This is a genomic window from Algoriphagus antarcticus (assembly GCF_002150685.1).
Classification (GTDB): domain Bacteria; phylum Bacteroidota; class Bacteroidia; order Cytophagales; family Cyclobacteriaceae; genus Algoriphagus; species Algoriphagus antarcticus.
Genome location: NZ_MSSW01000023.1, coordinates 94,263 through 113,182 on the forward strand (window position 1 = coordinate 94,263; position 18,920 = coordinate 113,182).

Sequence of the window (18,920 nt, forward strand, 5' to 3'; positions counted from 1 at the left end):
CTAACCCAGAATTGTATTCTGGGCTTTTATTGTAAATGCCTTTGGCATTTTTATCGAACTAAAACCTGAAATCAACTTATAGAGTTCTCATCATAAGGTTTCAACCTCTTGCCAACGGCAAGAACCATAACAGCCCTGAATACAGCGAAGCGAAATTCGGGTTTCATTGATGATTAGTAACCACAGAGTGCCAACGGCACAATAGATAATATTCATCTAACTGTGATTGAAATATTTACAGCGACATAGAGCAATAGTCTGCTAGACCCTAAAGTATGGCTTCTAGTTCTCTCAAATGTGAAATAGTGTAAGTTGGTACCAAGTCTATGGGCTTTCCAAATGGATTGAAGAAGACCTGATCTATGCCGGCTCCATGTGCTCCTTTGACATCAGAAATAGGGTTATCACCTATCATTAGGCTATTTTCCTTGCTTGCACCTGCTCGTTCCAATGCATACTGGAAAATCCTTGGATCAGGCTTTTTATGCCCTGTCGTCTCAGATGTCACGACCAATTCAAAGTAATCATTCAAGCCTGATGAGTTCATTTTCTTGGCTTGACTTTCGTCAAATCCATTGGTGATCACATAGAGCTTGTACTTCGGTTTGAGATAATCGAGTAGTTCTATCGTATGCGGAAAAAGGTGCGGTTTGCTAGAAGTGCGATGCATAAAATCTCCTTCAAATTCTTCAGGGATCACTGCGTCAACTACTCCTGCATGGGCAAATATCCTTGGAAAGCGGGTAGTTCTCAATTCCTCTTTCTGCATTTCACCTTTGTCATAAGCACTCCAAAGTTTGAAATTCACGGCATAAAAGGAATCAATAAAATGCTGTGAGGATAAAACTCCGAGTTCTTCGAGTTTATAATGAAGGAAAAGTTCGGAAAGAGATTCCTGAACATTTCGATCGTAATCCCAAAGCGTGTGGTCTAGATCGAAGAAGAGGTGTTGGTAATTTTTCAAGGGAAATTAACGTCGGTATTGATTGTTCTGAATTTTATTTATGGCAAGTTCACGGTTGGATTTCAGGATTTCGAAGGTCTTTTGATCCTTGATGAGACTTGGGTCTTTCTGTATGAACTTAAAAATCTGCTGAATAATTTCCATGTACTCTTCCAAAATGTAGTAAAACACCCATTGATCCACTCGCTTGCTCCCGAGAAGTCCTGCGTTTTTCAAGTAAATGAGATGCCTACTCGTTTTAGTCTGGGTAAAGTCAAGGATTAATTCAAAGTCAGAAATGGAAAGCTCTCTATTGAGCATCAGCAGGTGAAAAATCCTCACGCGAGGTTCTTCAGAAAGTGCTTTAAAGATTCTAAGCCCGTAGTTTAAACTGATATTTTTTAACCGCATTTGTAAGTTTTAACGGAGTTTATGAGGGTAAAATAAAAAATCAACCGAAATTAGATTATTATCGTACCACAATTGACAACCATCTGACGTTCTATTAAGTTATTTTATTTGTGAACTATCCATTACTACTTCGATTTAGCTTCCTTTTCTTTTTGGGATTGATTTTTTCCCTGAACCATTCCTTGGCTCAAGATGTGCAACAAAAAAAAGTAATCCAACTTTCTGGTATTATCCTTAATGCAGACAGCACAGACGCTGTGGCAGGCGTGAACATTTACGTTCCAAAGAAAGGACGGGGGACTAGTTCAGGCAGGTTTGGCTACTTTTCCATGCCCGTGCTAGCAGGCGATTCGGTTGTATTTAGTTTTATCGGCTTGAAAAAACAAACCTTCAAAGTACCTGAAACTGTAGAAAGTGATGGAATCAGTTTGATACTGACGATGCAAGTAGATGAGATTGCTCTGGCAGAAATCGAAGTAATGCCTTATCCTACCGAGGAGGAATTCAAACAGGCAGTAATTGCACTGAACATAGTGGATCCTATGTCCATCTCCAGAGCCAACATGAGTCCTGAGATGCTACTACGCTGGGCCGAATCTATGCCTGCATCAGGAAACGAAAACTTCAGATATTTCCAGCAGGGACAAGCCATTCAAAACCAGGATCTCTACGGACCAAGAACGCTTAGGCTCCTCGATCCATTCGCCTGGGGGCAGTTTATTCGGTCTATTAAGCGGGGTGATCTGAAGAGGAAGGATTAAGGCGAACCTAGGCTTATAATAAATTATTTCTCGCAGCGACGCGACGGCGCAGCGATAATAACGAGTATCCTTTAAGTAAGGTCAGCTATAAGTTATTAGCCACTCTTTTAATCCCATCTTTCAACAACGCTTCGTTGAAATTCAACAGTAACCCTAATTTCATCGTAGTTAGGCGTAAATAGGTCATTAATTGTTTTGAGTGAACTGGTGTAATAACTTGAACTGATTTTATCTCAACAATCACTTTATCTTCAACGATCAAGTCAGCCCGAAATCCGTTTTCAAAAGTGATATCATCCCATTTGAAAAGAATGAAAACTTGACTTGCTACTTAAAGTCCAGACTTTTTCAACTCATGGAATAATACCCTTTCATAAATAGACTCCAGCAAACCTGGTCCCAACTATCTATGAATTAGAAATGCTTTATCCAGAATTAAAGTAGCAATATCATTCTCAATCTTTTCCATATTCAAAATAAAATACGCTGCGCCGCCGCGCCGCAGCGAGGGATTTTCTGCGTCGCGGCGAGCCCCCTCCCTTTAATCGATCTCAGGCAGCACCCACTCTTCTAGCACACTTGGATGTCTCATCATTTCTTCGATGGCAGCGATAGTTCTAGGTGCATCTCCAGAGAGATTTATGTTTCCATCTTTTGTGACCAAAATATCATCTTCGATTCGCACTGCGATGCCCCACCATTTTGGATCACAATCAGATCCTTCTGGAATGTAGATTCCTGGCTCAATGGTAAAAACTACTCCTTCCTTAAGCACATCATAAGTTCCTCTATCATGCACATCCAGTCCTATATGGTGACTTGTGCCATGCGGAAAATACATGTGACCCTCTCCTTTTTTGATAATCCCAAGTTTCGCCAGTCCATCGTCGATGATTTTACGCCCCGCCGCGTCAATATCTTGAAAAGTAGTGCCGGGTTTAGAAAGTGCTATCCCCGCTTCCTGCGCTTGGTACACTAACTCGTAGATCGCTTTTTCTTCTGCGTTGAATTCGCCGCTTATCGGAATAGTACGAGTCACATCGGCAGTGTAGCCTCTCCATTCTGCACCAAGATCCATCAGTAACAACCGATCAGTCAAGTCACGTTTATCATTCTCGATGTAGTGAAGAATACAACCATTGTTTCCTCCTCCGACTATTGATGGATAGCCGAGCTCTTCTGCTCCGTAGCGCTTGTAGATAAACTCATGAACACCTTGAATTTCTCGCTCCGTCATCCCCACTTTCGCAGCCTTCATTACCTCTACCTGTCCTACGGCAGAGATCCTCACAGCTTTCTTGAGCATGACAATTTCCTCAGCTGTCTTTACCTCACGAAGTATTCCCATCATATCCCCGAGTGAAGAAATGTCTAGCTTTTGCTCCGGTATTTCCTCTTTCACCATCATTCGCTTCTCTGGAGAGTCAGCATTCATAAAAGAACTAACCAATGGATCTTGCATCATATCAGGATATTGGGAACTGTATCTCTTCAGCATTTGAACCACACGATCGGAAGTCTCAAGGTCTGAGCTTTCAATCATTTTATAAACCTGAGCACTCACTTCATTAAGTTTATCAGGGTATGCTGTGGCATTTTTAAATTCATCCACCATCTGTATCAAAGGAAGATTCGTGCTACTTTCTTCTATTGCCTCTGAAAGGCTAAAAGTCAAAATCTTATCAAAGTCCTGGAGGTTGATACCAGATTTAGCGGCAAACTCAGAATTGAGCAGGGCATCCTCAAAGCCCAATTCGCTCATCATTCCCTCTACTCCCAATCTCTTACCATTCCACATTTCTGCCCGTGCATCTCTATTCTGCACGAAAATCAGTTCTTCGGACATCTCTCCGTTGATTTGGCGCTCTTCACTAAAGACAATAAGCACAGCATTTGGCTCACGAAAACCTGTCAGATAGAAAAAGTCTGTGTTAGGATGATAGATGTAATCAACATCGTTGGTTCTGTTCTTTACTGGATTATTAAAAAACACAGCAACAGAATTAGCTGGCATCAATTTCCTTAATTCATCTCTCCTTCCACGATGCCATTCGGAGGTAAGACCATCTTCAAAATAGGATTGAGAGAATGCGGAAAGAGAGAACGCGAGCAAAAGCAAAGTCCAAAGTATCTTTTTCATATAGATCATGTTGATTTAAGTGTTCTAATGTCTACGCTTTTGACCATTTAACAAAGTCTTAATCTACAGATTGAGTCATATCCTTATCTTTGAGGATTAAAAAAAAATCAAAACATGAGAAAATTCGGGATTGTATTTTTGCTTTTTATTTTGGCTTCGAGCCCTTTGCTCGCTCAGGCGCAAGCAGATAAGCCTAAACTAGTCGTCGGCATCATTGTCGATCAGATGCGCCAAGATTATTTGTATCGCTTTTCGGACAGGTATTCAGACGGTGGATTTAAGCGAATGATGAAGGATGGCTTTATGATGAAAAATGGCCATTATAACTACATTCCCACATACACAGGACCCGGGCATGCATCAGTTTATACGGGCACCACTCCTGCTACTCATGGCATCATTGGCAATGATTGGTATGTAAAGAGCTTGGATCAAATGATTTATTGCGCGGGAGATACAACCGTGACTAACATCGGTGGATCGGCAGAAAATGGGTTTATCAGCCCACGAAACCTACTCACCACTACCATTACTGACGAACTTCGAATAAACACGCAGAAGCGATCCAAGGTAGTAGGTGTAGCAATCAAAGATCGTGGCGCAAGCCTTCCAGCGGGTCACTTAGGCGATGCCTATTGGTTTGATTCCAACACTGGTGAATTCATGACTTCCTCTTATTATCATGAGAAACTGCCAGAATGGGTAGATAAATTCAACCAAAAGAAATCTGTAGATACATACCTATCCCAAACCTGGAACACACTTTATCCTATCAATACTTATAAGGCAAGTATGGTGGATGATAATATTTTTGAGGGGAAATTCAGTGGAAAAGACACTCCTACTTTCCCATATGACCTCAAAGAGCTCAGAAAGACAAATGGTGAATTTGGATTGATTTCCTCTACGCCCTTTGGCAATACAATGACCTTGGATTTTGCTTTGGCGGCACTCGAAGGTGAAAAAATGGGAATGGGAGAAGAAACGGACTTCCTAGCTCTAAGCTTTTCTTCTCCAGATTATATAGGACATAGATTTGGCCCACAATCCAAGGAAATCGAGGACACTTACCTCCGTTTGGATCAAGAGATCGAGAGACTTCTTAACTACCTTGACGAGAAGTATGGTAAAGACCAATATGTGGTTTTCCTCTCTGCAGATCATGCCGTAGCTGAGATAGCCACACATATGATTAGCGAGAAAGTACCAGGCGGAAATCTTCGAACAGGTGCAGTAATGACCGAATTGCTTAGCTACATCTCTTCTAAATATGGTCCAGGAAAATTGATCAAAAACAATTCGAACGGTCAGCTTTTCCTTAACCATGAGTTGATTCAGGAGAAAGAAATGAACCAAGAAGATTTCGAAAATGAAATTGCTCAGTTCCTTTTGAAATTTGATGGTATCAAGGAAGTTTATACGGGTACTGCGATGCGAACAAGAGAATTTACCGAAGGCAGATCAATGCTACTTCAAATGGGATATAATCATAAAGCTTCAGGTGATATTTTGATGATTCTAGAGCCAGGATGGCTAACAGGTGGTGCAACTGGCACATCTCACGGCACTGGCTTTTCTTATGATACAAATGTTCCAATCCTATTTTACGGTTGGCATGTGCCTGCTGGAGAGAGTTCTCGTTATGCGACTGTTACCGACATCGCTCCTACTCTTTCTATGATGCTCGATATCAAGCTGCCAAATGGCGCTACCGGGCAACCTATCTTGGAAATCACTGACAAAAAATAAAATCCCATCTTATCAATCCAAAAAGCCTCGATCTGAAAAAATCGAGGCTTTTTGGTTTTAGTGGTTTTGCTCACCTGGTTCTTGAGACTGCCAAACTGAGCGAAGTCGAAGTCAACTAGCTTTACAAGTCCTCGAATCCGCTCGGACTGACAAACAATGTTTCGTTCTAAATGACAAATTCCACGCCCGCCAACCATGAAGTAAAGATCTCCATTCCCGCGATAATTCCGCAAATCCAAAATCCTGTACCGCAAATCTTACTCCGTCCAACTCATCGGATAGTTTTTATCTACAAATTCAAGCGAATCCGTTGTAATCTGAAGTGATTTGAATGTATCCAGCATCACCGCGTACTCATCCGTTGCTTTTGCTCCGATAGACTTCTCCACAGTTCCAGGGTGCGGGCCATGCGGCAAACCTCCCATGTGTAAAGTAAAGGATCCTCGATCGATCCCTTTTCTGCTCATAAATTCCCCTTCGGCATAATACAAGACTTCATCCGAGTCAATATTGGAATGATTGTATGGCGCCGGAATAGACAGCGGATGGTAATCAAATAGCCTTGGCACAAATGAGCAAATCACAAAACCCCAAGCCTGGAACGTCTGATGAACTGGCGGTGGCTGATGAATTCGACCAGTGATGGGTTCAAAATCGTAAATCGATAGTGCGTAAGGATATAAATACCCATCCCATCCTACAATATCCAGTGGGCTGTGCCCGTAAGAATATTGGTGAAGCATTCCCTGCTTTTTGATCTGCACTAGGTAATCCCCCTTCTCTTTTTCGATGTGAAGCTCATGCGGCGGACGAATATCCCGCTCACAATATGGCGAATGCTCCAGCAATTGTCCCACTTCATTTCTATATCGCTTTACAGTTTCTATAGCTCCCTGAGATTCAATGATCAAAAGTCTCAGCGGACCTTTTTCTTCGAATTCAAAGCGGTAAATCGTCGTACGAGGGATCACAATATAATCTCCCTTGCGAACCTCAAGCTTACCGAACTGAGAATACAATACACCTTCTCCGTCATGCACATAGATTAATTCATCCCCGTCTGCATTTTTGAAGTAATAATCCATTTTTCGCTGCCTAGGAGAACAAATCCCCATCATCACATCAGAGTTCATCATGAGATTTCTTCTCGCTGAGAGGTAATCTTCGCCTGTAAATTCCACATCGGAAGTTTTCAAGTGCGTCTGATTCAATCCATATTCTGCAGCTGGCTTCCACGAATACGGCTCTGGCTTGCCAATAGACCTTACTTCGTTAGGATTATGAATGTGATAAAGTGTGGAGTAGATTCCAGAAAAGCCTTTGGAACTCACTACCTCTTCTTTGTAAAGACTGCCATCAGGCTGACGGAATTGCGTGTGCCTTTTGGGCGGGATAGCTCCTAGTCTGTAATAGTATGCCATTAGTTACTGGGTTTATTTCTTTGGTTAAATTTAAACAAACTATCAAAAGGAGTCAGTGTATCTGGTAAAAATGATTTATGGGCACTTAAAAAATGCATTTTAAAAAGGTTTATCACTTAGGACTTCATAAACGAGTAAAAACAACGAAGTCCGGCTTCTGAAGAAGCAGGACAACTTGCACTCGGTTAGTATAAATGGCATAAAAAAAACGGCTTGCGCCGTTTTCATTCTTTTTTTATTCTTAGTCTTCGAAAAGTTCTTTTCTCAACTTATCTTCCGTCTGACCAGTTTTCTTCTGGATTCTTCCCAGCAACTGATCTTCTTTACCTTCTACATAACTCAAATCATCGTCGGTCAATTCGCCGTACTTTTCTTTAAGCTTACCTTTCATGATATTCCAGTTTCCTTTTAATTTTAAGTTGCTTGACATAATATTAGTGGTTTAAGTTAAACATTGAGTACTTAGTAATTTACAAAGCACATACCAAGAAAAACCCAAAATGAAGACAGTCCTCACTCTTTTCCTGTTAACTATTTACTTAAATCTAAGCTCAAATGCGCAAGAAGCGCGATTAGTCTGGTCAGATGAGTTTTCTGACGAAGGTTTACCTGATCCGGAGAAATGGACCTACGACGTCGGAGATCATGGTTGGGGCAATGAGGAATTGGAATATTATTCACAAAGTGACCTTAAAAATGCCCGAATTGAAAATGGAAAACTAATCATAGAAGCACACGCTGACAGTTCACATCCTAAGGGGTACACTTCTGCACGAATACTCACCAGAGGAAAAGCAGCTTGGCAATATGGCTACCTAGAAATCAAAGCAAAATTACCCCGTGGACGCGGGACTTGGCCTGCAATATGGATGCTTCCTGAAGAAAATTTACATGGTGGATGGCCTAAAAATGGGGAAATCGACATTATGGAACATGTGGGTTACGATCCTGGAAAAGTACATGGCACCGTGCACACCGAAGCCTTCAATCACAGCATTGGTACGCAAAAAGGAGGCTTTCAACAAGTGTCTGATTACAACACCGAATTCCATATTTACGCGATAAACTGGACGAATGAAAAAATTGATTTTTTGATAGACGGAAACATCTACTTTACTTTTGAAAACATAGGCCATGACTACAAAGAATGGCCGTTTGATCAGCCTTTTCACTTGATTCTAAATATTGCTGTCGGCGGTGGATGGGGTGGCTTACAGGGTGTTGCCACTGACATATGGCCTCAGCGAATGGAAATTGACTACGTAAGAGTCTATGATAAAAAACCTCATGAATGATATTTCAGTTAGTACTTTCAAACCAAAATTATATTCCACAAACGTCCATTCTTAGTTAGAAAAAATTGGGAAATTGGACAGATATCCTTAAACTGATAGAAGACATAACCCATAACTAGTAAAATATGCTAAATACTGCTTTTAAAAAAAGGAAAATTACGGCTCTTGTGGTCATTGGTTTGCTGATGCTCTTGATGTATGGGACAAACCTTACCGAGCGTCAAGCATTCAAAAACATCAGTAGCACTTTTACAGAGGTATACAACGACCGTCTGGTAGTGGAGGGATATATATTCAGAATTTCAGAAAATCTATTTAGGATTCAAAAGCTAGTTGATCATTGTGACAACAACTATGACTATTCGAAAGTAGTAAATGAAATAGCTGAAAAAGAAAAAGCTATTATGGAAATAGTTTCAAACTTTGAGAAAACGAAATTAACCGAAAATGAAGCGCAATATTTGACTGATTTCAAAGCAATCATAGAAAATGACCTTCAGATTAAAAACTATAGTTTGCTTTATTCCGACTCTTCTGGTGTCAATTTGAGTCAGGTACAGCTTTACGATAAAAAAATTAGTAAAGCACAGCAAGACCTCGATAATTTGAGTAAAATCCAATTAGAAGAAGGAGAAAAATTAATCAACAAAGCCAACATCATTATCAATCGATCCCAAATCTGGTCTCAGTTTGAAGTGGCTTTGTTGATCATTTTAGCACTCGCTTTATATTTACTTCTTTTCAGAAACAACATGACATTTCAGAAATAACCTAAAACTCACTTATTCAAACCTTCAATTTACCTAAACAAGTAGCATTATTCTCCGCTGCTTCTAAAGGCGTAGTGCCTACAAACTGCTCTTGTTCTATTCCAAATACTTCACCCCGGATTCTTGGGGCAATTGAACAAAGGTAAGCCTGCCCTTATCAGGAGCAGGCCATTCTTTATAGGTTTATTTATCTTAAATAGCGTAAGCTTTATCAGCGTCTGTCCAAGGAATACATGGATCAAATCTCCCTGGAGTTTCCACATAATTCAACGTCTGAGTAGCTCCAATTTCAGAAGAGAAATAGCCAAGTACAGTCAAGTCACGAAGCATATTTATCACCTCAGGACTTCTATCTTTTCCGCTGGCCTTAAACTCATCATACATTCCATTCAGATAAGCCAATCTTTCTTCTGCAGGCGCGCCCACAAAATCTTTCCCATTAGCAGCTTTGAAGTCCTTTTTCAATTTGTTCAAGCCATCAACGAATACCTTTTGACTATCTCCGTCATAGGTGTCTTTGACCATCATCACCATAAATGACCCGATACCTACAGCTTTAGCCCCAGGTGTATCCGTCTCAGGAATAATTGTGTCTCCCAACTCGTCCAAGTAAGCAATGTCATCCGGATCAAAATCTAATCCTTCAATTTGGTTTTCGGGTGTACAGCCAGTCATGATCGCCGTAGCGCCAATCATCGTCCCACCCATCATTACCATGACGCTCTTCAAAGCGTCTCTTCTATTCATAGTCATAGTCTTGTCTTTTACGATTAGAGATTTTGCTTATTCAATTCATCTACTGCGAAAGCTGCCGCTCTTGCAGTCAGAGCCATGTAGGTAAGTGAAGGGTTCACGGCTGCAGCTGAGGTCATACATGCTCCATCAGTCACAAATACGTTTTTCGCTTCCCAAACTTGGTTATTTCCGTTCAGAACAGAAGTTTTAGGATCACGTCCCATTCTAGCTGTTCCCATTTCGTGAATACCCTGCCCGAAAGTGTATCCAGCATCGTACTCATTGATATTTTTGAATCCTGCTACCTCCAGCATCTCTGCTGCATCAGCCATCATATCTTTACGCATTTTGATTTCATTGTCTTTGATCTCTGCGTTCATTACTAATGCTTTCATTCCCCACTTATCTTTCACCGTATCACTAAACTTGATCGTGTTTTCATGGTAAGGAAGTATTTCGCCAAAGGCCGTAACACCCATAGACCATGGTCCTGGCTGGGTTAGTGCATCTTTCATAGGAGCGCCAAAATTCAATTCAGCCACATCACGAGACCATCCACTACGACTGGCTCCACCTTGATAACCAAAACCTCGAAGGTAATCTCTTTTATCTCCGTTTACATTTTGAAATCTTGGAATATAAAGTCCCGTTGGTCTTCGCCCAAAGTAATATTTGTCCTCATAGCCTTCCATTGTGCCATTTGCGCCCAATCGGAAATGGTGATCCATCACGTTATGACCAAGTTCTCCTGAGCTACTTCCCAATCCACCAGGCCAAACATCTGTCGCGGTGTTCATTAGAATAGCTGTAGAGTTGAATGCCGAAGCACATAGGAATACGATTTTTGCATCGTATTCTATCGTCTGATTGGTCTCTGCATCCAGCACTTCTACGCCTGTGGCTTTCTTGCTGTCTTTGTCATAAATCAATTTTGTGACGATTGACCATGGACGAAGCGTAAGGTTACCAGTAGCTTTTGCAGCTGGCAAAGTGGAAGCTTGCGTGCTGAAATATCCACCAAATGGACATCCAAGTGAGCATTTATTTCTGTATTGACAGCCTGGTCTTCCTGGAAGTGGCTGGGTGATATTCGCCGGCCTACCGATAGTCCAAGTTCTAGCTCCCTTATAATGCTCCTTAATTTTGGCAGCACCATCTTCCTCCACACAGTTCATCGGCATGGGCGGCATAAACTCACCGTCAGGAAGCACATCCAAACCATCTTTGGAACCAGATACTCCTATAAATTTCTCCACATAAGAATACCAAGGAGCAATCTCATTGTAGCGTATCGGCCAATCGACCGCTACGCCTTCTTTTACATTGGCTTCAAAATCTAAATCAGACCAACGATAAGACTGTCTGCCCCAAAGCAATGATCGTCCACCTACTTGATAGCCTCGGAACCATGTAAATGGTTTTTCTTCTACATAAGGAGAATCATCTTCATGTGCCCACCAGTCTATGTTCAACTCATTCAGTACATAATCTCTTCTTAAGTTTGGATGGTTTTCCAATTGCTCCTGAGTCCTTCTACCACGATGAGGTACTTCCCACGGTGGAATCGTAGCAGTTGTATAATCCTTAATGTGCTCCACATTAGGTCCTCTTTCGAGGAGTAATACTTTCAGCCCCTTCTCCGTCAATTCTTTTGCAGCCCAACCGCCGCTTATTCCTGACCCAACTACAATTGCGTCATATGCTTCATTTGCCATAAATATGGGTTTTAAGTTTTCTTTTTATTTATACGTCACAGATCTGAACTCCCTGAGCCAAAGATGCCATTTTATCCTCTGACTTTGGAATAAACTCATGCGACACATAGCCCTTGTAGCCTGTGGCTACTATCGCTTTCATCAGTGCAGGATAATAAATCTCCTGCGTATCGTCCAATTCATTTCTCCCCGGATTTCCAGCAGTATGGTAGTGCCCAAAATACTGGTGATTATCCTGAACACTTCTGATCAAATCTCCTTCATCGATCTGCATATGATAGATATCGTAAAGAAGCTTGAAGTTCTCACTTCCTACCCTTTTACATAATTCGACACCAAAAGCAGATCTATCACATAGATAATCTTTATGATTCACTCTACTATTGAGCAGTTCCATTTGAACGATGACTCCATGCTTTTCAGCTAAAGGAATTATTTTCTCCAGACCGATCAGGCAATTTTTCAAACCAGTCTCATCGTCCATTCCTCTTCTATTTCCAGAGAAACAGATTAGGTTTTTATATCCTGCTTCTGCTACCTGAGGAATCACTTCTGTGTAGTTTTTGATCAATTGCTCATGATACTGAACCTCGCCAAATCCTTCTGTAAGGCTGATTTCCGCGCCGTTACACATAGAGGAGTCTAACCCGTGCTTCTTCAGAATATGCCAATTGCTTGGGCCGATCAAGTCTATGCCTTTGATACCGATTTTCTTAGCTTCTACACAGAAATCATCTAAACTATAATCACGAAAACACCAGTGGCACACACCGTGGTTTATATTTCCTTTCAATGCATAGGGTTTCTCTTGCTTCAAATCAAAGGAGGATAACGTGCTGAATGCAGCACCACCAAGTAAAACTTTTTTGAAAGAATCTCTTCTTCCAGTGTCAATAGGTTTGGTCATGAGGGGGTTTATTGATGTGAATTTATTTGTTCTTTCTTGAAAAGAGCCATGAAAAGTAGCAAAACCAATACAGAAATGCCAGCAGGAATCAACCAAATTGATTCCCAAAGATGTACTCCCGCTTCATTTGTGTAATAATTTGAGATTAATCCAGCCGCCCAGAAGCCAATCAGCATTCCTACACCATAAGTGGCAAAGGTAATTAACCCTTGTGCAGAAGATTTGTATTTCAGTCCAGCATGCGAATCAGTGTAGATTTGTCCACTTACAAAAAAGAAATCATAACAAATGCCATGGAGGGCTATACCGATCAACAACATCCAAACTCCTTCATTGGCATCTCCAAATGCAAAGAAAACATACCGTACTGCCCAAGCTAGCATAGCTACAATTAAAGTCTTTTTGATCCCAAATTTGGAAAAGAAAATAGGTAAGGCAAGCATAAATACTACTTCGGAAACCTGTCCGAGAGCCATTTTCCCTGTGGAATTTGTCAAGCCTATCTCTGTGAGAAAAGGACTTGTATTTTGATAATAAAATGCGAGAGGAATGCAGATAAGAATAGAGGAAATAAAGAAAACTGCATAATTCTTATGCTTTAGCAATCCCAGAGAATCCAATCCAAGGACTTCAGAAAGTTTGAAATCCCCTGCTGTTCTGGGCTGAGGTGGAGTATGCGGAAGTGCAAAACTAAACAGACCTAAGACCAAAGAGCTGACAGCCCCCATCAGCCAAGTGTTTCTCAATAAGCCTTCTTTTAATCCTTCCTGACTATCCCAAGACATAAAACTGATCAATAAACCAGCAGCGATCCAGCCAATCGTCCCCCACACACGGATCTTTCCGAATTCTTTTGCGGGATCTTTCATTTGGTTAAAAGAAATGGAATTAACCAGTGCGAGAGTGGGCATAAAGAGAATCATATATATAAGGAGTATCGGGAAGAATCCCGAGAAGTCCGAGGAAGTGTAAAGCATATACATCAAACCCGCACCTATTATATGAATTACACCCAATATTCTCTGAGCATGAAAATACCGATCAGCAATCAATCCCACCACGAAGGGAGCGATGATGGCACCAAACGATTGGGTAGAAAAGGCAAGTGAAATCTCCTGATCTTTTGCCAGAAGATTGGATCCCAGAAAAGTCCCCAAAGTCACATACCAAGAGCTCCAGATGAAAAACTCCAAAAACATCATAAAGGATAAACTTAACTTGGTATTGATGTTCATGGATTTAAAATTAGAATATAGAAGTGATAACTTTTAAGGTTCAGCCAAAGTTTAAAGTCTAGCCAATTTGAAGTATTTTAGGGAGGTCCAACGACTTCCCGAAGTAAGGTCTTCTCACTAACTGACAAAGCCATTCATACCAAGATGCAGCTATTGATCAATTATTCTATCAATTCACTAGAAGAGATAAGGTTTTTCCAATCGGAATCAATTATTTCAAGCATTTAATCCTGAATATAAAGTCTTTTCCCAAATGTCATCCACACAAAAATTAAAAATTGGAATTATAGGTGGCGGACCAGGTTCTTTTATTGGAGCTATCCATTTGAATGGAGCATTGATGGACGGATTGTTTGAGCTAGTAGCAGGAGCTTTTAGCTCAAATCCGGAAAAATCAAAACAACGAGGCGAAGAACTCTTGCTCGATCCTGGAAGAGTCTATGGCAATTACGATGAGATGTTTGCCAAAGAACTGGAACTTCCAGAAACTGAGCGAATAGATGTAGTAGTAATCGTGACGCCAAATAATGTGCACTTTGACCCTACAGTAAAAGCACTCAAATATGGTTTTCATGTAGCGCTGGACAAACCGCTAACGCTCAATTACGCAGAAGCAAAAGAATTATATCAACTAGTCAAAGCTTCTGAGAAAAGGTTTCTTCTCACTCATACTTACGCTGGCTATCCGATGATCAAGCAAGCCAAACAGATGATTGCTGAAGGACAAATCGGCAAAGTGAGAAAAGTCTATGTAGAATACCCTCAGGGCTGGCTGTGGAAATTGCTAGAATCTGAAAATAACAAGCAAGCAGAATGGCGGACGGATCCGAAAAGAAATGGATTGGCAGGATGTATGGGTGATATTGGCACACACGCATTTCATTTGGCTGAGTATGTTTCCGGCGAAAAAGTAGCTGCTATCTGTGCAGACTTGTATATCAAAGTGGATGGTAGACCGATTGATGACGATGGAGTGGTTTTGATGAGGTTTGAAAATGGCGCTTCTGGAGTGCTTACTGCCTCGCAAACAGACACTGGCGTAGAAAACAACCTAAGAATTAGAGTTTATGGTGAAAAAGGCGGTTTGGAATGGCAGCAGGAATTAAACAATACGCTTATCGCTCGCTGGCCAGATGCTCCAGATCAGATTTTGAGAGCAGGGACAGGCTATTTGGGTTCGCTTGCAAATGAGAACATACGAACTCCAGCCGGTCATCCAGAAGGATATATAGAAGCATTCGCCAACTTGTATAGGAATTTCGCCAGATGCATATATGCTGAGCGAGCTGGAGAAACACCAAAACCAGAATGGGAAGACTATCCTGGCATAGAAGATGGAATCAGAGGAATGGCTTTCATTGATCATGTACTAGAAAGTAATGAGTCCGATGTAAAATGGACTACTTTTGAAGTGGAAAAATAAATTCTTGAACCTAATAATTTAACCTTATTAAAATGAAGACAATTAAAGGCCCAGCGATTTTTCTCGCTCAATTTATTGACGATAATGCGCCATTCAACAACTTAAAAAACATTTGCAACTACATGGCCGACCTTGGATATAAAGGCGTGCAAATCCCTTCGTGGGATGCTAGGATGATAGATTTGCAAAAAGCTGCCGAAAGCAAAACTTATGCGGATGAAATCATCGGCACAGTTGAAGAGGCTGGCTTGGAGATCACGGAACTTTCCACTCACCTTCAAGGTCAATTGGTTGCGGTACACCCAGCTTACAATGAGTTGTTTGACGGATTTGCACCGGATAATTTGAAAGGAAACGTACAGGGGAAAACTGATTGGGCAGTGCAGCAATTGAAATATGCAGCAAAAGCTTCCCAAAACATGGGACTTACTGCCCATGCTACTTTTTCGGGAGCATTGATGTGGCAAACCGTTTATCCTTGGCCACAGAGACCTGCTGGCTTGGTAGAAACTGGTTTCACAGAATTGGCAAAAAGATGGCTTCCTATTTTGGATGAATTCGATAATAATGGAGTGGATGTTTGTTATGAATTGCATCCTGGCGAAGATTTGCACGATGGAGTGACATTTGAAATGTTTCTAGATAAAGTCAATAATCACAAGCGAGCCAATATCTTGTATGATCCAAGTCACTTCGTGTTACAATGTTTGGATTACTTGCAATTCATTGACTTTTACCACGAAAGAATCAAAATGTTCCACGTAAAAGATGCCGAATTCAACCCTACCGGAAAGCAGGGTGTCTATGGCGGATACCAAGGATGGGTAGAGCGAGCAGGTCGCTTCAGATCTTTGGGCGACGGACAAGTTGATTTTGGAGGAATTTTTAGCAAACTTTCCCAGTACGATTATGATGGATGGGCCGTCTTGGAATGGGAATGTGCTATCAAGCATCCTGAGCAAGGAGCTGCAGAAGGCGCTCCATTTATTGATTCACACATCATAAGAGTAACAGAAAAAGCATTTGATGACTTCGCCGGCAGAGGTGCAGACGAGGAATTCAACAAAAGAATCCTAGGAATTTAATTACTTAAATAACTTATAAAACAAAATGAAAATTACAAAACCAATAAACTTAGCGATTGCAGCAATGGCAGGTTTAGCATTTGCCTGCGGTAGCGGCGAAAAATCTACTGAAACTACTACAATTGAACCTGTAGGAACTCCAGCTGCTCCAGAAAAAGAAATGAGCCTTGAAGAAAAATACCAAGATGACCCTATTTATATCAAAGGACTTGCAAAACTTAAGGCCTCTGATTGTACATCTTGTCACATGGTTGAAAGAAAAATCGTAGGCCCTTCGTATGCAGAGGTAGCTGCAAAGTATGAAAGCACTGAAGAGAACATCAACATGTTGGCTCAAAAAGTAGTCAATGGTGGTGTAGGTGTATGGGGTGAAATTCCAATGCCTGCCCACCCTACAGTAAGTTTGGAAGATGCTAAAGACATGGTGGCTTATGTACTCATTCTTAAAAAATAAGATGAAAAAAAATTATATCATCGTAGCAGCATTGGCAAGTATTCTTGCTTCTTGTTCTGGGGAAAAAGCAACCGAAACTGAGGCCGAAGAACTCACTGTAGCAGAAGCTCCGGCAGAAGAATGGACCGATTTATTCGCTAACAACGATTTCTCAAACTGGCACAAATACGGTGGTGGAGAAGTGGGCAAAGCTTGGAAAATCGAGAACGGTGAAGCATATCTTGATGCCAAAAACAAAGACGGCTGGCAAACAGGAGACGGTGGAGACATCATCACTAATGAGGAATACGAAAATTTCCATTTGAAATACGATTGGAAAATCGCACAAAACGGAAATAGTGGTGTTATCTTTTATTCTCATGAAGCTTCAGAATATCAAAATTCATGGAACACGGGAATGGAAATGCAGGTACTGGACAACGAGGGCCATCCTGACTCTAAAATCGTGAGCCATAGAGCAGGAGATCTGTACGACCTGATCGTAAGCAGTGAAGAGACGGTGAAGCCTTATGGAGAATGGAACTCAGCTGAGATCATTTCTAACAACGGCAAACTTGACCTTATCCTTAATGGTACTACTGTGGTGAGCACTACACTTTGGACTCCTGAGTGGGAAGCTTTAATCGCAGACAGCAAATTCAAAGACATGCCTAATTTCGGCACTTACAAGAAAGGTAGAATTGCACTTCAAGATCATGGTGATCTAGTCACCTTCAAAAATGTGATGATTAAAAAACTTTAATTTTTACACTTATCAAAACGAAAAAAGAGTCCTGCTGATGTGGGACTCTTTTTTCGTTTGAAAAGGATTCTTTATTAGGCTGAGCTTACCAGCTTCCATAAATTTTCTGGATTTCATTTTTTTGATCTGCAATTCTCTTCGTTTTGCGGATGGTAAATCATCGAATGCTTCTTGATAAACGAGAGTTTGAGGCTATACATATCTCTATAGATTATAATCTGGTAACGTCCTCTTTTTTAATATAAGCTCTGTGGTCCTTCCATTCTACTTCATACCAGATATCTTTAGAGGACTTAATTCGCACGCGATGGCCAGGCTCCACCATATCTACCAGCTCTCCTCCAGCAGTAGGCTTACTGACGATAAAAGTAGGGCTACTAGTGACAAGTCCAGTTCTCGGCCCATTTAGAAAGTTATTAGCAACAAAGATCAAAATGATCAATAAAATAGTCGGCCAGAAATTTTGAGTCGTCTCTGATTTTCTTCCACTTATCCAGATAGCCACAATAGAAAGCACAAGAAATACTACCAAAACCCCTACAATATAATTCTGATATTCAGTAAGAAATATCATAAACCGCTGCCCGTCGCTCACTTCATATCCTACAAGAGAACTCTGACCCGTTAGACTTTTAATCTTAGTTATAGCCTGGGGATTGGGATCCAGGTCGTAGTATTTACTCAGGTAAAGTGTAGCTCGTTCGTTATCTCCAATTCCTTCGGCAATGAAAGCCATTTTCAGCAACATTGCAGGTGAATAAATCCCGGATTGGTAGTTAGAATCGTAAATTTCCATCGCTTCCTTGTAGCTTCTGGAATTAAACAAAGAATCTGCGTTTTTTAGCTCAATTACATCTGCTTGACAATGAATACTTTGAAGTGATATCGATAAAAATATCAAAAGTTTTGTGAGAAAGATTGATTTCACGTTTGGCATTTAAAATTTGTCCCCTTATTTTTGCAGTCCAATAACGGCAATGATCTAGCAAAAAGCAAGACTAGGGAGTCAATTTGAAAGGTTTTAAGCTACCATTTAGTAGTTAAATTTTCTGAAATTTTCAGAGCAATATGATTCTGTAGCTTATCCCGATAACAATCGGGATTGACCGAGAGGTTCTTAGGTTCAAGTCAAAG

Annotated in this window: 18 protein-coding genes and 1 pseudogene; 8 read left to right on the top strand and 11 right to left on the bottom strand. The window is 41.0% G+C overall.

Features of this window, described 5'->3' with window-relative positions; all coding sequences use genetic code 11:
* Positions 1-268 precede the first annotated feature (268 nt).
* Both BVH04_RS09905 and BVH04_RS09910 read right to left on the bottom strand, forming a co-directional pair.
* A complete protein-coding gene (locus tag BVH04_RS09905) occupies positions 269-964 on the bottom strand; it encodes a YjjG family noncanonical pyrimidine nucleotidase (RefSeq protein ID WP_086541314.1) in 696 nt (231 codons plus the stop codon).
* A gap of 6 nt (positions 965-970) precedes the next feature.
* Positions 971-1,354 (bottom strand): ArsR/SmtB family transcription factor, encoded by a 384-nt coding sequence (locus BVH04_RS09910; protein WP_086541315.1) that lies wholly within the window; start codon positions 1,352-1,354, stop codon positions 971-973.
* Between the two features lie 110 nt (positions 1,355-1,464).
* On the opposite strand from BVH04_RS09910, the gene BVH04_RS09915 reads away from it, so the two are divergent.
* Positions 1,465-2,115 carry a carboxypeptidase-like regulatory domain-containing protein gene (locus tag BVH04_RS09915; RefSeq protein ID WP_086541316.1) on the top strand — a complete coding sequence of 217 codons (651 nt, stop codon included), beginning with the start codon at positions 1,465-1,467 and terminating at the stop codon, positions 2,113-2,115.
* 85 nt (positions 2,116-2,200) lie between these two features.
* On the opposite strand, the pseudogene BVH04_RS09920 reads toward BVH04_RS09915, so the two are convergent.
* Positions 2,201-2,518: pseudogene (locus BVH04_RS09920) on the bottom strand (GxxExxY protein).
* A gap of 138 nt (positions 2,519-2,656) precedes the next feature.
* Positions 2,657-4,255, bottom strand: a complete 1,599-nt coding sequence (locus BVH04_RS09925; RefSeq protein WP_205635834.1) for an aminopeptidase P family protein — start codon at positions 4,253-4,255, stop codon at positions 2,657-2,659.
* A 114-nt stretch (positions 4,256-4,369) separates the two neighbouring features.
* On the opposite strand from BVH04_RS09925, the gene pafA reads away from it, so the two are divergent.
* Positions 4,370-6,004: an alkaline phosphatase PafA gene (gene pafA / locus BVH04_RS09930; protein ID WP_086541318.1), complete on the top strand. Its 1,635-nt coding sequence runs from the start codon at positions 4,370-4,372 to the stop codon at positions 6,002-6,004.
* Positions 6,005-6,261: 257 nt separating this feature from the next.
* Here the strand turns inward: pafA and BVH04_RS09935 are convergent, their stop codons facing one another.
* Positions 6,262-7,425 carry a homogentisate 1,2-dioxygenase gene (locus BVH04_RS09935; protein ID WP_086541319.1) on the bottom strand — a complete coding sequence of 388 codons (1,164 nt, stop codon included), beginning with the start codon at positions 7,423-7,425 and terminating at the stop codon, positions 6,262-6,264.
* A 241-nt stretch (positions 7,426-7,666) separates the two neighbouring features.
* Positions 7,667-7,855 (bottom strand): CsbD family protein, encoded by a 189-nt coding sequence (locus BVH04_RS09940; RefSeq protein ID WP_086541320.1) that lies wholly within the window; start codon positions 7,853-7,855, stop codon positions 7,667-7,669.
* A 70-nt stretch (positions 7,856-7,925) separates the two neighbouring features.
* Between BVH04_RS09940 and BVH04_RS09945 the strand changes: the two genes are divergently transcribed.
* Both BVH04_RS09945 and BVH04_RS09950 read left to right on the top strand, forming a co-directional pair.
* Positions 7,926-8,720, top strand: a complete 795-nt coding sequence (locus BVH04_RS09945) for a glycoside hydrolase family 16 protein (protein ID WP_086541321.1) — start codon at positions 7,926-7,928, stop codon at positions 8,718-8,720.
* A 125-nt stretch (positions 8,721-8,845) separates the two neighbouring features.
* On the top strand, positions 8,846-9,490 hold the full coding sequence (locus BVH04_RS09950; RefSeq protein WP_086541322.1) for an MCP four helix bundle domain-containing protein: 645 nt from the start codon (positions 8,846-8,848) through the stop codon (positions 9,488-9,490).
* 192 nt (positions 9,491-9,682) lie between these two features.
* On the opposite strand, the gene BVH04_RS09955 is transcribed toward BVH04_RS09950, so the two are convergent.
* The 4 genes from BVH04_RS09955 to BVH04_RS09970 are packed head-to-tail and all read right to left on the bottom strand — an operon-like array spanning position 9,683 to position 14,082.
* Positions 9,683-10,243 (bottom strand): gluconate 2-dehydrogenase subunit 3 family protein, encoded by a 561-nt coding sequence (locus tag BVH04_RS09955; protein ID WP_086541323.1) that lies wholly within the window; start codon positions 10,241-10,243, stop codon positions 9,683-9,685.
* Between the two features lie 17 nt (positions 10,244-10,260).
* Entirely contained in the window at positions 10,261-11,940 is a 1,680-nt protein-coding gene (locus BVH04_RS09960; protein WP_086541324.1) for a GMC oxidoreductase, read from the bottom strand.
* Positions 11,941-11,968: 28 nt separating this feature from the next.
* Entirely contained in the window at positions 11,969-12,847 is an 879-nt protein-coding gene (locus BVH04_RS09965; RefSeq protein ID WP_086541325.1) for a hydroxypyruvate isomerase family protein, read from the bottom strand.
* Between the two features lie 8 nt (positions 12,848-12,855).
* Positions 12,856-14,082: a nucleoside permease gene (locus BVH04_RS09970; protein WP_086541326.1), complete on the bottom strand. Its 1,227-nt coding sequence runs from the start codon at positions 14,080-14,082 to the stop codon at positions 12,856-12,858.
* A gap of 253 nt (positions 14,083-14,335) precedes the next feature.
* Here BVH04_RS09970 and BVH04_RS09975 point away from each other — a divergent pair, with 253 nt between their 5' ends.
* The 4 genes from BVH04_RS09975 to BVH04_RS09990 are packed head-to-tail and all read left to right on the top strand — an operon-like array spanning position 14,336 to position 17,786.
* Positions 14,336-15,505 (top strand): Gfo/Idh/MocA family protein, encoded by a 1,170-nt coding sequence (locus BVH04_RS09975; RefSeq protein ID WP_086541327.1) that lies wholly within the window; start codon positions 14,336-14,338, stop codon positions 15,503-15,505.
* Positions 15,506-15,537: 32 nt separating this feature from the next.
* Entirely contained in the window at positions 15,538-16,590 is a 1,053-nt protein-coding gene (locus BVH04_RS09980) for a sugar phosphate isomerase/epimerase family protein (RefSeq protein WP_086541328.1), read from the top strand.
* 25 nt (positions 16,591-16,615) lie between these two features.
* On the top strand, positions 16,616-17,044 hold the full coding sequence (locus BVH04_RS09985) for a c-type cytochrome (RefSeq protein ID WP_086541329.1): 429 nt from the start codon (positions 16,616-16,618) through the stop codon (positions 17,042-17,044).
* A 1-nt stretch (position 17,045) separates the two neighbouring features.
* Positions 17,046-17,786: a 3-keto-disaccharide hydrolase gene (locus BVH04_RS09990; RefSeq protein WP_086541334.1), complete on the top strand. Its 741-nt coding sequence runs from the start codon at positions 17,046-17,048 to the stop codon at positions 17,784-17,786.
* Between the two features lie 211 nt (positions 17,787-17,997).
* On the opposite strand, the gene BVH04_RS09995 is transcribed toward BVH04_RS09990, so the two are convergent.
* A complete protein-coding gene (locus BVH04_RS09995; protein ID WP_317045496.1) occupies positions 17,998-18,612 on the bottom strand; it encodes an SH3 domain-containing protein in 615 nt (204 codons plus the stop codon).
* Positions 18,613-18,920 lie beyond the last annotated feature (308 nt).